Below are 14636 nucleotides of genomic sequence, written 5' to 3' on the forward strand. Positions count from 1 at the left end.
CTCCTCGATGAGCTCCACAGCTTCAGCCGTCGTCACGCCTCAAAGCCGGCGGGATTGGCTGGAACACGTCACTGCCGTCGCCCAGACGTCATCGTGGCGGCAGACGGGTCCGCAGAAGCGGTCCGCAGACCTCGAACTAGCTCGAATCAGCCGGTCCTCTGGTTCGGCCTTCAGTACGTCGCGCCCGGAAGCGCCCCGGACCCGGGAACGGGCGGCAGCCTCTTCGGCCGACGTTTCACGTGAAACGTCACTGTGGGGCGGGAGGCCCGTTCAGACCTCCCGCCCCACAACGACACTCACAGAGCCGGACGTACCTCTCGGCCCGGAGAATCAGCCGTCACCGCCGTTCGTCGCGGTGCGCGGCCTCCTCCTCGGCCTCCTTGGCCTGCACCTCGGGGTCGAGAACGGACTGCCCGCTGCCGTCCACCGAGGTCAAACCGCTGGACTCGGGCACCTCCGTCGCGGCGGGCGGCTCGACCAGCCAGTCCGGGTTGGCCTGCTTGTCCCACCACTTCCAGGCGGCGAAGGCGCCGCCCGCAAGCAGCCCCGCAACCGCCAGCGCCTTCGCGAGACGGCCCGCCCTCGCCCGCCGCGCATGCTTACGCGTCAGCTTCTCGATCTCCTTCGGCGAGACCTGACCACGCAGCGCGGCCAGCGCGGCCACACCGCGCGCGGCGGCCTCGTCCCTCACGGGCCCGGCCGCGGCCATGGCCTGCTCGATCCTCGGCTTTGAATAATCGGCGGCCTGCCGGGCAGCCTTACGGGTGCGTTCGGCGGCCTCGTGGGCGGCCTGGTCGACCTTCGGCGGCACATGCGTGCGGGCCTGTTCCAGACGCGGAGCGACATGCGCGCCGTACTGGACGCGGGCCTGATCGGCCGCCTGCGACACCCTGGGCGCGAGCCGTACGCGCGCCTCGTGTGCGTAGTGCGCGGCCCTGTCCTTGGCCGTGTCGGCGTAGGGCGCCACCACTTCCGCGGCGTGCAGCACGCTGTCCTTCGCCGAACCGGTCGCGGCGCGCACGCTGTCGATGCGGGTCACGGGAATCCTCCTCCTCGGTGGCGTACGGTAATTCGACTTTCCACCCTTTTACGGATCATGCATGCCAACACACGGGGAGGCATGCGAGGGCGGGCATACGGGGCAACGGGAGCTTGTCGTCGACAATGCCACGGATCGCCGACGAGCGCGCCCGGCCCGGGACTACTCGGCCCTTTTTCTGTGAACGCCGTCTGAACGACACCTCCACCGAGGCGACGGGCGCCGAACAGCCCGGCCCGTGCGAGGATCGGAGGGTCACAGAAAGACAACGGAAGGCAGACCGTGGCCGAGCAGCTCTACGCCACCCTGAAGACCAACCAAGGCGACATCGAAATCCGGCTGCTGCCGAACCACGCCCCCAAGACGGTCCGGAACTTCGTCGAGCTCGCCCAGGGCGAGCGTGAGTGGACCCACCCCGCCACCGGCGAGAAGTCCACGAACAAGCTCTACGACGGCACGGTCTTCCACCGAGTGATCAGCGACTTCATGATCCAGGGCGGCGACCCGCTCGGTGACGGCACCGGCGACCCCGGCTACCAGTTCGAGGACGAGTTCCACCCCGATCTGCGCTTCGACCGGCCGTACCTCCTGGCCATGGCCAACGCCGGCCCGGGCACCAACGGCTCGCAGTTCTTCATCACCGTCAGCCCCACGACCTGGCTGAACCGCAAGCACACCATCTTCGGCGAAGTCACCGACGCCGGAAGCCAGAAGGTCGTCGACGCCATCGCCGCCACCCCGACCAACCCCAACACCAACCGCCCGGTCAACGACATCGTCATCGAGTCCGTCGTCGTGGAGACCCGCGCGAACTGACACCCGCACCCGCAGGGAACCAACCGGCACCCGCCGGGAACCAACCGGCACCCGCGGGGAGTCAACCGGTCCTCGCAGGGAACCAAACGCCCCGCCCATCCGTAAGGATGGACGGGGCGGTTTCATTGCATACGACGACGTAGGGGACGACCTCATGGACCAGGCGCCAGGCACCCCACAGCAGGCACAGGGCCTGCCCGGCTGCTACCGCCACCCCGACCGCGAGACCGGCATCCGCTGCACCCGCTGCGAACGCCCCATCTGCCCCGAATGCATGGTCAACGCCTCCGTCGGCTTCCAGTGCCCCGACTGCGTCCGCAACGGCTCCGGCACCGGCCACGCCCCGGACGCGACGATGCCGCGCACACTCGCCGGCGGCGCCGTCGCGACCGACCCACGGCTCGTCACCAAGATCCTCATCGGCCTGTGCCTCGCCGCGTACTTCGTCCAGCTCTCCGTCGGCGACCGCTTCACCGACAGCTTCGACCTCATCGGACGTGCCTACGTCCCGATCCTGGGCGACGTCGAAGGCGTGGCCGAGGGCCAGTGGTACCGACTGCTGACCGCGATGTTCCTGCACGGCAGCTACATCCACATCCTCTTCAACATGCTCAGCCTCTGGTGGATCGGCGGCCCCCTCGAGGCGGCCCTCGGCCGCGCCCGCTACCTCGCGCTCTACTTCGTCTCCGGCCTCGCCGGCAGCGCGCTCACCTACCTGCTCGCCGCCCCCAACCAGCCCTCGCTCGGCGCGTCCGGCGCCATCTTCGGCCTCTTCGGCGCCACGGCCATCCTCATGCGCCGGCTCCAGTACGACATGAGGCCGGTGATCGCCCTGCTGGTGATCAACCTGATCTTCACCTTCGGCTGGGCCAACATCTCCTGGCAGGCCCACATCGGCGGCCTGGTCGGCGGCGTCGTCATCGGCTACGCCATGGTCCACGCCCCGCGCGAGCGCCGCGCCCTCGTCCAGTACGGCACCTGCGCGGTCGTCCTCGTCGCGGTCGTCGTCATGACTCTGCTGAGGACAGGGCAGCTCACCTGAGCTCGGAAAGGCCAGTTGTCCACAGCGGGTGGCGAATCTTGTGCACAGTGTGCGCGAACAACTGTGCCCCCTGTCGCTGACCCGTGTTTTCGCAGGTCAGGCAGGGGGCGAACAGGCTTACGGAGGCTGGTGTGGCAGTCGTACCGGCGTCAACCCTCTGTGAGTTATCCACAGATCGTCGTTCTTTTGTCCCCAGGCACCCTGTGGATATTTTTGCGATCTGTGGATAACTCAGCGAACAGCTTGGGGCAGAGCTACTTCCACTGCGTGGAGACGCCGAATCCGGCGGCGATGAAGCCGAAGCCGACCACGATGTTCCAGTTGTCCAGCGCGTCGATGGGCAGCGAGCCGTCGGTCACGTAGAAGACGACGATCCAGGCCAGCCCGATGACGAACAGGGCCAGCATGACCGGCGCGACCCAGGCGCGGCTGTTCAGCTTGATGCTGGTGGCCTGCTTCGCCGGCGGCGGCGTGTAATCGGCCTTCTTGCGGATACGTGACTTCGGCACGAGGGTCTCTCCTGTCGATGCGCTGCGTGGCCGCGCAGGTAGCTGGGTCGGGCTCGGGGCAGCGTACAAGGGGACACTGAGTGCTCCCCCGGGCGTCCGTTAGCGTAGTGCTTCCGCGGCGCCGAAGGAGATAAGGGTACGTTGAGCAATTCTGCCAACCCCCAGGGGATGGATTCCACCCCTGCCCGCAGCCGACGTTTCCGGCCCGTGCGGCTGCTCACGGTGGCCGTCTTCGCCCTCGCGGGGCTCATCTTCTTCACCAGCTTCAACACGGCCAAGGGCACCAACATCCGTACGGATGCCTCGCTGCTGAAGCTGTCCGACCTGATCCTGGAGCGCAGCCACAAGAACGGCCAACTCGACGAGTCCAACGGCGCGCTGCGCGACGACGTGGAGGCGCTGGCGGAGCGGGACGACGGTTCGACCAAGGCCGAGGACGAGAAGCTCACGGCCCTGGAGGAGAAGGCGGGCACGCAGCCGCTGAAGGGTCAGGCGATCAGCGTCACGCTCAACGACGCCCCGCCGGACGCGACGGCCAAGCTGCCCGGCTATCCCGAGCCCCAGCCCGACTACCTGGTCATCCACCAGCAGGACCTCCAGGCCGTGGTGAACGCGCTGTGGCAGGGCGGCGCCCAGGGCATCAAGGTCATGGACCAGCGGCTGATCTCCACCAGCGCCGTGCGCTGCGTGGGCAACACGCTGATCCTCCAGGGCCGGGTCTACTCACCGCCGTACAAGATCACGGCGGTCGGGGACCCGGAGAAGCTGAAGCAGTCGCTGGCCGCCAGCAAGGCCATCCAGAACTACATGGTCTACGTCAATGTCTACGGGCTCGGATGGAAAGTCGAGGACGACGGCGCAGTGACTCTGCCCGGCTACTCGGGCACAGTGGATCTGCAATACGCCAAGCCCGTGGAGTAGGTCCTCGTTGGCCCCCGTGGGTCCTCGCAGGTCTTCTGGAGCGGCCGGTGCGCGTACGTCTCGTCGTCAGGACCCTCAGCGAACTCTGCATCACGGTCGGCGCGGTCATCGTTCTCTTCGTGGTCTACGTGCTCTTCTGGACCGGTGTGAAGGCCGATGACGTCATGGGCGAGCAGATCGACCAGCTCCAGGAGCAGTGGTCGAAGGGGCATGCGGAGCAGCCGAAGGCCACCGGGGGTGCCGAGTCCGCCACGAGTCCGCCCGCTGCCGCGCCGTACAAGAGCGGCAAGCCGTTCGCGATCATGTACATCCCGCGTCTTGGTTTCACGTGGAACAAGCCGGTGCTGGAGGGCACGGCGGTCGGCACCTTGAAGAAGGGCCTCGGGCACTACGCGCGCACCTCGCAGCTGGGCGAGGAGGGCAACTTCTCGGTGGCGGGGCACCGGCGGACGTACGGCGACCCCTTCAAGGACTTCCCGAAGCTGCGGCGCGGCGATGCGGTGGTGCTGACGGACGGGACGACCTGGTTCACGTATCGGATCGACAAAGGGCCCTACAAAACCGTTCCCACGGACGTTGAGGTGATCGATCCTGTGCCACGTAAATCCGGGTACACGCGGTCGGGCCGCTACCTCACCCTGACCACGTGCGATCCGGAGTGGGGTCACAGCCACCGCCTGATCGTGTGGGCGCATCTGGACTCCACACAGCCCGTGGAGGCAGGGAAACCGGAGGCGCTGCGCCGTTAGTCTGTTGGCTGTACGGCGTGAGTCTGGTGCCGTGGTGCGACGGAAGGGACGGCATGTACGGCTGGATCTGGCGGCATCTGCCGGGGAACGCAGGGGTGAAGGCGCTGCTCTCACTCCTGCTGGTGCTTGCTGTGGTCTACGTCCTGTTCCAGTACGTCTTCCCGTGGGCCGAGCCGCTGCTGCCCTTCAACGATGTGACGGTGGACAACCAGTGAGTGCGCGGATTCTCGTCGTCGACAACTACGACAGCTTCGTCTTCAACCTGGTGCAGTACCTGTACCAGCTGGGCGCCGAGTGCGAGGTGCTGCGCAACGACGAGGTGTCGACGGCGCACGCCCAGGACGGCTTCGACGGCGTGCTGCTGTCGCCGGGTCCGGGGACGCCGGAGGAGGCGGGCGTCTGCATCGAGATGGTCCGCCACTGCGCGGCGACCGGCGTGCCGGTGTTCGGCGTCTGCCTGGGCATGCAGTCGATGCAGGTGGCGTACGGCGGTGTGGTGGACCGCGCTCCGGAGCTGCTGCACGGCAAGACGTCACTGGTGGAGCACGAGGGCAAGGGTGTCTTCGCGGGCCTGCCGAGCCCGTTCACGGCCACCCGCTACCACTCCCTCGCGGCGGAGCCGGGAACGGTCCCGGCCGAGCTGGAGGTGACTGCCCGGACCCACGACGGCATCATCATGGGCCTGCGGCACCGCGAACTGCCCGTCGAGGGCGTCCAGTTCCACCCCGAGTCGGTGCTCACCGAGCACGGTCACCTGATGCTGGCCAACTGGCTGGTGGAGTGCGGGGACCAGGGTGCGGTGGCGCGATCTGCGGGGCTGGCCCCGGTGGTGGGCAGGGCCACGGCGTGACCGCACTGCGCCCCGAGCGCGAGTCGGAGGCCTCGTACGGGGAGCAGCAGCCGTACGAGTCCTACGAGCCTTATGTGCCGCCCGCCGACGATGAGACGGTGGCACTCAGGCTCTCCGACCTGTCGGAGCGAATAGGTGCGCCTACGTCTGAGGCCACATCGCCCTCTGGCGCCTCGTCCGCAACAGGAGCCACCGGAAGCCCCACGGGTGGCCGTGCGGCCCGCAGAAAGGCCGCCAAGCGGCGTGGCGGGCGTCATGGGGCCGGAGCGAGGCCCTCCACGGAGCCGGCGGAGGACGGGGATTCCCCGGACGGCTCCGCCGCGCCCCTCTCCCGCGTCGAGGCGCGCCGACGGGCGAAGGCCCGCAAACCCAGCCCCGCGGTGCTCGCCAGCCGCGCGATCGGTGAGGTGTTCATCACCACCGGTGTGCTGATGCTGCTGTTCGTCACCTACCAGTTGTGGTGGACGAACGTCCGGGCGCACGCGCAGGCCGGCAAGGAGGCGAGCAACCTCCAGGAGGAGTGGGAGAGCGGGAAGCGGGCGCCGGGCGAGTTCGAGCCGGGCCAGGGTTTCGCCCTTCTCCACATCCCGAAGCTGGACGTGGTCGTGCCGATCGCCGAGGGCGTGAGCAACAAGAAGGTGCTCGACCGGGGCATGGTGGGCCACTACTCGGAAGGCGCGCTGAAGACGGCGATGCCGAGCGCGAAGACCGGCAACTTCGGCCTCGCGGGCCACCGCAACACGCACGGCGAGCCGTTCCGTTACATCAACCGGCTGGCCAAGGGCGACGAGATAGTCGTGGAGACCCAGGACGACTATTACGTGTACAAGATGACGTCGTCGCTTCCGGTGACGTCGCCGAGCAACACGAGCGTGCTGAACCCGGTGCCGCCGCAGTCCGGTTTCAAGGAACCCGGCCGCTACATCACCCTCACCACCTGCACGCCGGAGTTCACCAGCAAGTACCGGTTGATCGTCTGGGGCAAGATGGTCGAGGAACGGCCGCGCAGCAAGGGCAAGCCGGATGCGCTCGTCAATTAAGGGCAGATGACCAAGTGGCAGCCACCACCGACCACCAGGAGCACACCGACTCCATGCCTCCCGCTCCGCGCCGCCGCCGCGGCATGGGCCGGGTCGCGATGGCGATCAGTGTCTTCGGTGAACTCCTCATCACAGCGGGCCTGGTGCTGGGCCTGTTCGTCGTCTACTCCCTGTGGTGGACGAACGTCATCGCCGACCGCGCGGCCGACAAACAGGCCGACAAGGTCCGCGACAACTGGGCGCAGGACACGGGCCCGGGTGCCCTGGACACGAAGAACGGCATCGGCTTCCTGCACGTCCCGGCGATGAAGAACGGCGAGGTCCTGGTCGAGAAGGGCACGTCGACGAAGATCCTCAACGATGGTGTGGCGGGCTACTACACGGACCCGGTGAAGGCGACGCTCCCGTCGTCCGGCAAGGACGGCAACTTCTCCCTGGCCGCCCACCGCGACGGCCACGGCGCCAAGTTCCACAACATCGACAAGATCGAGAAGGGCGACCCGATCGTCTTCGAGACGAAGGACAAGTGGTACGTCTACAAGGCGTACGCGATCCTCCCGGAGACGTCCAAGTACAACGTCAAGGTCCTGGGCGCCATCCCGAAGGAGTCGGGCAAGAAGAAGGCCGGCAAGTACATCACGCTGACGACCTGCACGCCGGTGTACACGTCCCGGTACCGGTATGTGGTGTGGGGGGAGCTGGTGCGGGTGGAGAAGGTGGACGGGGAGCGGACGTTGCCGAAGGAACTGCGTTGACTGAGGTCCTTTGAGGGCCTCAGTCGCCTAGCATGACGGAGGTCCGAAGCCGCAACTACTCTTTGCGGCTTCGGGCCCTTTTGCGTCACGCCGTACCTACTCCAGGACCTTCAGCGGTTCCCCGCAGCTCCATGCCTCCAGCACGCCGCGGTGTACGGCGGTGATCCCCGTCTCGGCGGCGAGGGCGAGGGCCTCGGGGGTGAAGGGGCACGTCGCGACAAAGAGGGCTACCTCCGCGCTGTACAGCACCTTCGCCGAGCCGATGAACTTCTGGATGTCGGAGCTGGCAACGGTGAGGTAGGGGGCGCGCCTCTTGCACTGGACGACCATGCGTCGTCCGTCGGCCGTGAGCCCGATGAGGTCGACTCCTCTGTCTCCCTGACCGCCCTGTACGACGACGTTGGTGCAGCCGTCCCTGATCAGCAGCTTGGCGATGTGGCGCTCGAACGTCTGGCCGTTCATGGCGTCCATGGCAGCCATGACGCCGATGGTGGGCCGGTCGTCCCGTACCCCTTCTAGCCGCTTCAGCCGCTCATGGTGCTGGTGGAGTCGCCGTTCGATGCGCTGGACTCCTGATCGCAGGGCGATCAGCTCCTTGCGGTGTTCGCTCGAGGTTTCGATGAGGGCGTTGAACATGGGGACGACGGTTTTGCCGAGGATGTGGGTGATGCGTTGGTCGATGCGGGTGTCGAGGTCGTCGGGGGCTGTGGGAGCCGGGTTTTCCACAGGCTGGGTGCGGGCCAGGTACTCCATGTTGAGGAGGTATGTGCGCACTTGACGGGCGACCTCACTGTCGCGCAGGAGCATGGCGATGTTGAGGACGGCTCGGCGGGAGTAAAGAGTGAGGCTGGACCGGGGCCGTGGGTGACCTTCAGGAAAGCGTGACAAGATGTCACGCTTAAATTCTGCGAGGTCAGAGCCTCGGAGCGTCACCATGCCGTTGCACGACAACTCTTCGTGGCGCCGTGCCTTGAGCTGGCGGATTGCCTCGAGGGTGACGTCGAAGTACGCCGCCACCATCGCCGTGGTCACATGCATTCCGTCCGGCAGCAGTGACAGCGCCTTGACTCTGTCGAGTACGTCCGTGCGCTCCAGCACGCTGTCGCGCAGGCTTTGCGACTCCAGCAGCGCGAATTCGTTGATCATTACTCGCCTTTCAGTTCGGGATGTGGACTGATCAACGAGTTGTCGTATGTAAGGGCACGAACACGACTGGGCCCGGGATTCCCTGAGATCAGGGAATCCCGGGCCCAGTCGTTACCGATCGGTTCCAGCTGGCAGGTCCTGGCCTGCGGCTTGGGGATCGACCCATCAATGGGTCAGGTGAGCTTGAAAGCTCCGATCCGCCACGTCTCCCTGTTTATCTTCCCTCCTGAGGCGGTCGACTGATAGCGACCGGTGCAAGAGGCGTGTTCGTAGACAGTCAGCCTGTACTTGCTCCTGTTCCAGGCGGACCTGGCCGTCATCGAATTGAGGTTGATGCAAACGTTGCGGACCGTGGTGTGCCCCTCGAAGTAACCTCTCAGGTCCGGATCCGACCAGTAGCAGGTGTTGTTCGGGCCTGCCGGGCAATCGGAAGCAGCTGCCATAGTGGGGGTTGATGTCAGGGTCATGACAGGCACAGAAAGTGCGAATGTCAGGAGTAGTGCGGAACCTCGCCGGAGGTGCATCTTCCCGTCGCCGTGCTTGGTTTGCAGTGCGACGTCATTCACCCTCCGTGTTTCGGCCATGTCTGGTTGCCGCGGTGGGCTGGTAGTGGCACGCCAACGGGCGGAATGAGATGGAAGTGAGCCCCGGTGCGCAGAGCTGCACCGGGGCTCGGTGTAATGAAGGGATCAGTCCTCCGTGCGAGTTGCCTATCCGGTCGTGCCGCCGAAGATGTTGGTGCCGCCGTTGTTGCCGCCGCCCTGGTCGGTGGTGAACAGGGTGACGGTGTCGCCCTTGTTGACCGTGCTGCCCGGGGCCGGGCTGGAGGTGACGACCGTGGCGTTGCCGTCCTGGGAGCCCTGAACCTGAACCTGCAGGCCCAGGCCCTGGAGCGTGTTCCTGACGTCGTTCAGCTTCTTGCCCTGGATGTCCTGCGGGATCTGCACCTGCTGGTTCTCAGCGGCCTTGCCGATGTGGATCGTCACCGTCGAGTTCTTGTCGACCGAGTTGCCGATGCCGGGATCGGTGCTGATGACCTTGTTGACCAGGTTGGGGTCGTCGGTCTCCGTGTCGGTGACGCAGTTGCCGGTGAGGTTGTTCTGCGTCATCAGGGCCTTGGCCTCTTCACACGACTTGCCGGCGACGTCCGGCACCGTGGACTTCGCCACTTCCTTGGCCACGGTGAGGGTGATCGTCGTGCCCTTCTCCTTCTCCGTGCCGCCCTCGGGGTCCTGGCTGATGACGACGCCCGGGGTCCGTTCGGACTCCTCCGTCTTCTTCTCGACCTTGAAGCCCTTGCCCTCGAGGTCGGACTTGGCCTGCTCGAACTGAGCACCCTCGACGTCCGGCACGGTGATCTTCGGGGCGCCCGTGGAGACCACCAGCTCGACGGTCGACTTCTTGTCGACCTCGGTGCCCGCCTTGGGGTTCTGGTCGCAGATGTTGCCCTTGGGCTGGTCCTCGCACTCCTTCTTGGTGAAGGACAGCTGGAGGTCGCTGTTGGTCGCCATCTTCTTGGCGTTGTCCTGGGTCTCGCCGATGAAGGTCGGTACCGGCACCTTGTCGTCCGCGGCGTTGTTCCCGCTGAACGCCCACTTCCCGATCAGGATCGCGCCGATCAGGACCAGGACGGCCGCCACGACCAGCAGGATCGTGGAGGTGTTGTTCTTCTTCTGGCGGCGGCGGTCGGGGCGGTCGTCGTAGCCGTAGCCGTCGTCGCCCGGGGGCATCGGCGGGAGCATCGACGTGGCGCCCGCGTCCGTCGAGCGGAGTGCGGTCGTCGGCTGGTCGTCGGGGTAGCCGCCGTAGCCGACCGAGCCCATCGCCGCCGTCGCCGCGACCGGCTGGCCGTCGAGGCAGGCCTCGATGTCCATACGCATCTCGTCGGCGGACTGGTAGCGGTAGTTCGGGTCCTTGACCAGGGCCTTCAGCACGATCGCGTCCATCTCGGGCGTGATCTCGGGGTCGAAGACCGACGGGGGCTGTGCTTCCTCGCGGACGTGCTGGTAGGCCACCGCGACGGGAGAGTCGCCCACGAACGGGGGGCGGACCGTCAGGAGCTCGTAGAGAAGGCAGCCCGTCGAGTAGAGGTCGGACCTCGCGTCGACCTGCTCGCCCTTCGCCTGCTCCGGCGACAGGTACTGCGCCGTGCCGATCACCGCGGACGTCTGGGTCATCGTCATGCCGGAGTCGCCCATCGCGCGGGCGATGCCGAAGTCCATGACCTTGACCTGGCCGTTGCGCGTCAGCATGACGTTGGCCGGCTTGATGTCGCGGTGGACGATCTGGTTGCGGTGGGAGTACTCCAGGGCCTGGAGGATGCCGATCGTCATCTCCATCGCCCGCTCCGGCAGCAGCTTGCGGCCGGAGTGGAGGAGTTCGCGCAGCGTGGAGCCGTCGACGTACTCCATGACGATGTACGGGATCGAGACCCCGTCGATGTAGTCCTCGCCCGTGTCGTAGACCGCGACGATCGCGGGATGGTTGAGCGAGGCGGCCGACTGGGCCTCCCGGCGGAACCGGGCCTGGAAGGACGGGTCGCGCGCGAGGTCCGCGCGCAGCGTCTTCACCGCCACGGTGCGGCCGAGGCGGGTGTCATGCGCGAGGTAGACCTCCGCCATGCCACCACGACCGAGCACCTGGCCCAGCTCGTACCGGCCGCCGAGGCGACGCGGCTCTTCCATAGTTCCCTACCAGCCCTCTCCGTCGGTCCCGACCGGCACTGGTGTGCGGTCGGGGGCTGCCGTCCGGGCCTACCGTACCCGGCTGGCTTTGTGTGACCTGGCCAAGCCCGTCACCCGATACAGGACCGGTATCCCAACGTGCACGGATGTGAAGGGGGCGTGATGGGGGTCACTTCTTGGAGTTGATGACCGCCTCCATGACGCTCTTGGCGATCGGTGCCGCGAGGCCGCTGCCGGAGATGTTCTCGCGGACGGCGCTCTCGTCCTCGACGACCACGGCCACGGCGACCGGCTTGCTGCCGTCGCTGAGCTTGGCGTACGAGATGAACCAGGCGTACGGGTTCTTGCTGTTGTTCTCGCCGTGCTGGGCGGTACCGGTCTTGCCGCCGACGGTGACGCCGTTGCCGATCTGGGCCGTCGTACCGGTGCCCTTCTGGACGACCGTCTCCATCATCGACTGGAGGACCTGGGCGTTCTCGGGCGTCAGCGGCTGGCTGAGCTCCGCCGGGTCGTTCTTGGCGAGGGTGTCCAGGTTCGGGGCCTGGAGCTCGTCGACCATGTACGGCTTCATCAGCTTGCCGTCGTTGGCGACCGCGGAGGCCACCATGGCCATCTGGAGCGGGGTGGCGGCGGTGTTGAACTGACCGATGGAGGACAGCGCGACCTCGGAGGGCGCCATGTCCTCGGAGAAGACGGAGGCGCTGGAGCGGACCGGGGTGAACTGCTCCTCGGTGAAGCCGAACTTCTTGGCCTCGTCCAGCATCTTGTCGTTGCCGAGGTCGTAGCCGATCTTGCCGAAGACGGTGTTGCAGGACCACTGCAGGGCGACGCGCATGGTGGCGTTCTTGCAGGGGATGTTGCCCTCGTTCTTCAGCGGGGTCACGGTGCCCGGCAGCGTCCAGGGCAGCGGGGACTTCGTGTTTTCGTCCGCGCTGTTGTACAGGCCGTTCTCCAGGGCCGCCGCCGCGGTGACGACCTTGAAGGTGGAGCCGGGCGGGTAGACCTCGCGCAGGGCCCGGTTGAGCATCGGGTCGGCGGGGTTGTTCTTCTTGTCGAGCTTCTTCCATGCCTCGGCGTCGGAGTCGCTGCCGCCGGCGATGGTGCCCGGGTCGTACGACGGGTAGGAGGCCAGCGCCAGGATCTTGCCGGTGGACGGCTCCAGGGCGACGACGGCGCCCTTGCCGCGCTTGGCGAGGCCCTCGTAGGCGGCCTTCTGGGCGGCGGCGTTGAGGGTGGTGACGACGTTGCCGCCCTCGCGGTCCTTGCCGGTGATCATGTCGAGGGTGTTGCGGAAGAACAGCCGGTCGTCGTTGCCGGTGAGGATGCCGTCCTCGATGGACTCCAGCTGGTTGGCGCCGTAGGCCTGGGAGACGAAGCCGGTGACCGGCGCCCACATGGCGCCGTCCTTGTACGTGCGCTTGTACTTGAAGTCGCCGGTGGTCGTTTCCTTGTGCCCGGTGATGGCCTTGCCGCCCACGATGATGTCGCCGCGCGGGACGGAGTAGCGCTCGATGGCGACCCGGCGGTTGTCGGGGTCGGAGTTGAGCGCGTCGGCCTGGACGTACTGGACCCAGTTGTCCCGGATGAGCAATGCCAGGACGAGGAGTCCGCAGAAGATCGCGATCCTGCGCAGGGGCTTGTTCATGACGGGCGGACCACCTGGGTCATCTCGGCGTCGGGGTTCGGGGCGGGGGCGGGCGCCGGGCGGCGTGCGGTGTCGCTGATGCGCAGCAGGATGCCGATCAGCGCCCAGTTGGCGATGACGGACGAACCGCCGTACGCCACGAAGGGCAGCGTCATACCGGTCAGCGGGATGAGGCCCATGACGCCGCCGGCCACGACGAAGACCTGGAGGGCGAAGGCGCCGGACAGGCCGACGGCCAGCAGCTTGCCGAAGGGGTCGCGGGCCGCGAGCGAGGTGCGGATGCCGCGCTCCACGATCAGCCCGTAGAGCAGCAGGATCGCCATGACGCCGGCCAGGCCGAGCTCCTCGCCGAAGGTGGCGAGGATGAAGTCGGAGTTGGCGGCGAAGCCGATGAGGTCGGAGTTGCCCTGCCCGAGTCCGGTACCGAGGGTGCCGCCGGAGCCGAAGGCCCAGAGGGCCTGCATGGACTGCTCGGTGTGGCCGTAGATGCCCTTCCTGCTGAGCAGGAACTCGTTCATGGGGTCGAGCCAGGCCTGGACGCGCTGCTGGACGTGCGGCTCGAAGGAGGCGACGCCCACGGCGCCGGCCGCGGACATCAGCAGACCGAACACGATCCAGCTGGTCCGCTCGGTGGCGACGTACAGCATGATGATGAACATCCCGAAGAACAGCAGGGATGTACCGAGGTCGGTCTCGAAGACCAGGATGAGGATCGACAGCGCCCAGACGACGAGGATCGGTCCGAGGTCGCGTCCGCGCGGCAGGTACAGGCCCATGAAGCGGCGGCTGGCCAGGGCCAGGGCGTCTCTCTTGACCATGAGATAGCCCGCGAAGAACACGGCCAGCGCGATCTTCGCGAACTCACCGGGCTGGAGGGTGCCGAGGCCGGGGATCTTGATCCAGATCTTGGCGCCGTAGGTGGGGGCGCTGAGGCCGGGGATCAGCGGCATCACCAGCAGGAGGATGGCTCCGGCCATGGAGATGTAGGTGTAGCGCTGGAGGACTCGGTGGTCCTTGAGGAAGATCAGTACGGCCACGAGCAGGGCGACACCCAGCGCCGAGTACAGCAGCTGGCGCGGTGCTGCTTCGGGGTAGTTGGCGCTGAGCCGCTTGGACTGGTCCAGACGCCAGATGACGACCAGGCCCAGTCCGTTCAGCAGGGTGGCCATCGGCAACAGCAGAGGATCCGCGTACGGCGCGAACTTCCGTACGACGAGATGGCCGACCCCCGCGAGCAGGCCGAGACCCAGACCGTAGGCCAGCAGACCGGCAGGCAGCTCGTCGCTGATGGCGAGGCCCACGTTGGCATAGGCGAAAACCGGAATGACCACAGCGAACGCCAGCAGCGCGAGCTCGGTGTTGCGTCGGCTCGGCGTACCGATCGAGCCGATCGTGGACGTGTGGTGCGTCGGCGAGTTGGTGGTACTGCTCATCGTGTGA

15 protein-coding genes are annotated in these 14636 nt (G+C 66.9%); 8 read left to right on the forward strand and 7 right to left on the reverse strand.

Going from position 1 to position 14636, the window contains the following annotated elements; translation table 11 throughout:
• Positions 1 to 337 precede the first annotated feature (337 nt).
• The gene (locus DI272_RS22935) at positions 338 to 1039 is read right to left on the reverse strand and encodes a DUF5324 family protein (protein WP_109497164.1); all 702 of its coding nucleotides are present in this window, start codon (positions 1037 to 1039) and stop codon (positions 338 to 340) included.
• A gap of 282 nt (positions 1040 to 1321) precedes the next feature.
• Between DI272_RS22935 and DI272_RS22940 the strand changes: the two genes are divergently transcribed.
• Both DI272_RS22940 and DI272_RS22945 read left to right on the forward strand, forming a co-directional pair.
• On the forward strand, positions 1322 to 1855 hold the full coding sequence (locus DI272_RS22940) for a peptidylprolyl isomerase (protein ID WP_109497165.1): 534 nt from the start codon (positions 1322 to 1324) through the stop codon (positions 1853 to 1855).
• Between the two features lie 154 nt (positions 1856 to 2009).
• Positions 2010 to 2897 (forward strand): rhomboid family intramembrane serine protease, encoded by an 888-nt coding sequence (locus DI272_RS22945; protein ID WP_109497166.1) that lies wholly within the window; start codon positions 2010 to 2012, stop codon positions 2895 to 2897.
• A 254-nt stretch (positions 2898 to 3151) separates the two neighbouring features.
• On the opposite strand, the gene crgA is transcribed toward DI272_RS22945, so the two are convergent.
• Entirely contained in the window at positions 3152 to 3406 is a 255-nt protein-coding gene (crgA, locus tag DI272_RS22950) for a cell division protein CrgA (protein ID WP_059194346.1), read from the reverse strand.
• A 141-nt stretch (positions 3407 to 3547) separates the two neighbouring features.
• Here crgA and DI272_RS22955 point away from each other — a divergent pair, with 141 nt between their 5' ends.
• From DI272_RS22955 to DI272_RS22980, 6 genes are read left to right on the forward strand one after another with little or no spacing between them, the layout of a single operon-like run.
• Positions 3548 to 4327 (forward strand): DUF881 domain-containing protein, encoded by a 780-nt coding sequence (locus DI272_RS22955; protein WP_181387286.1) that lies wholly within the window; start codon positions 3548 to 3550, stop codon positions 4325 to 4327.
• A 47-nt stretch (positions 4328 to 4374) separates the two neighbouring features.
• Positions 4375 to 5076 carry a class E sortase gene (locus DI272_RS22960; RefSeq protein ID WP_258314636.1) on the forward strand — a complete coding sequence of 234 codons (702 nt, stop codon included), beginning with the start codon at positions 4375 to 4377 and terminating at the stop codon, positions 5074 to 5076.
• Positions 5077 to 5093: 17 nt separating this feature from the next.
• Positions 5094 to 5291, forward strand: a complete 198-nt coding sequence (locus tag DI272_RS22965) for a hypothetical protein (protein WP_181387586.1) — start codon at positions 5094 to 5096, stop codon at positions 5289 to 5291.
• Positions 5288 to 5926, forward strand: a complete 639-nt coding sequence (locus DI272_RS22970; protein ID WP_109497170.1) for an aminodeoxychorismate/anthranilate synthase component II — start codon at positions 5288 to 5290, stop codon at positions 5924 to 5926. Before DI272_RS22965 ends, DI272_RS22970 begins: the two co-directional genes overlap by 4 nt.
• Complete coding sequence (locus tag DI272_RS22975) at positions 5923 to 6966, forward strand: class E sortase (RefSeq protein WP_109497171.1); 1044 nt, start codon at positions 5923 to 5925, stop codon at positions 6964 to 6966. The genes DI272_RS22970 and DI272_RS22975 overlap by 4 nt, the downstream gene beginning before the upstream one ends.
• Positions 6967 to 6980: 14 nt before the next feature.
• Entirely contained in the window at positions 6981 to 7721 is a 741-nt protein-coding gene (locus DI272_RS22980) for a class E sortase (protein ID WP_109497172.1), read from the forward strand.
• Between the two features lie 96 nt (positions 7722 to 7817).
• Here DI272_RS22980 and DI272_RS22985 read toward each other — a convergent pair whose 3' ends face one another.
• The 5 genes from DI272_RS22985 to DI272_RS23010 all read right to left on the reverse strand — a co-directional run bounded on the left by DI272_RS22985 (position 7818) and on the right by DI272_RS23010 (position 14629).
• On the reverse strand, positions 7818 to 8867 hold the full coding sequence (locus tag DI272_RS22985; protein WP_109497173.1) for a restriction endonuclease: 1050 nt from the start codon (positions 8865 to 8867) through the stop codon (positions 7818 to 7820).
• A 173-nt stretch (positions 8868 to 9040) separates the two neighbouring features.
• The gene (locus DI272_RS46245; RefSeq protein ID WP_109497174.1) at positions 9041 to 9451 is read right to left on the reverse strand and encodes a peptidase inhibitor family I36 protein; all 411 of its coding nucleotides are present in this window, start codon (positions 9449 to 9451) and stop codon (positions 9041 to 9043) included.
• Positions 9452 to 9577: 126 nt separating this feature from the next.
• Positions 9578 to 11551 carry a Stk1 family PASTA domain-containing Ser/Thr kinase gene (gene pknB / locus DI272_RS22995; protein WP_109497175.1) on the reverse strand — a complete coding sequence of 658 codons (1974 nt, stop codon included), beginning with the start codon at positions 11549 to 11551 and terminating at the stop codon, positions 9578 to 9580.
• A gap of 169 nt (positions 11552 to 11720) precedes the next feature.
• Entirely contained in the window at positions 11721 to 13196 is a 1476-nt protein-coding gene (locus DI272_RS23005) for a penicillin-binding protein 2 (RefSeq protein ID WP_109497176.1), read from the reverse strand.
• A complete protein-coding gene (locus DI272_RS23010; protein ID WP_109497177.1) occupies positions 13193 to 14629 on the reverse strand; it encodes an FtsW/RodA/SpoVE family cell cycle protein in 1437 nt (478 codons plus the stop codon). The genes DI272_RS23005 and DI272_RS23010 overlap by 4 nt, the downstream gene beginning before the upstream one ends.
• Positions 14630 to 14636: the final 7 nt, after the last annotated feature.

It is taken from the genome of Streptomyces sp. Act143, assembly GCF_003143935.1.
GTDB lineage: Bacteria > Actinomycetota > Actinomycetes > Streptomycetales > Streptomycetaceae > Streptomyces.

What these genes read in the sequence shown, in the direction of transcription:
- DI272_RS22945 (WP_109497166.1), top strand. Translation starts at nt 2,010, where the DNA reads ATGGACCAGGCGCCAGGCACCCCACAGCAGGCACAGGGCCTGCCCGGC.
- DI272_RS22985 (WP_109497173.1), bottom strand. Translation starts at nt 8,867, where the DNA reads ATGATCAACGAATTCGCGCTGCTGGAGTCGCAAAGCCTGCGCGACAGC.
- DI272_RS46245 (WP_109497174.1), bottom strand. Translation starts at nt 9,451, where the DNA reads ATGGCCGAAACACGGAGGGTGAATGACGTCGCACTGCAAACCAAGCAC.
- pknB (WP_109497175.1), bottom strand. Translation starts at nt 11,551, where the DNA reads ATGGAAGAGCCGCGTCGCCTCGGCGGCCGGTACGAGCTGGGCCAGGTG.
- DI272_RS23005 (WP_109497176.1), bottom strand. Translation starts at nt 13,196, where the DNA reads ATGAACAAGCCCCTGCGCAGGATCGCGATCTTCTGCGGACTCCTCGTC.
- DI272_RS23010 (WP_109497177.1), bottom strand. Translation starts at nt 14,629, where the DNA reads ATGAGCAGTACCACCAACTCGCCGACGCACCACACGTCCACGATCGGC.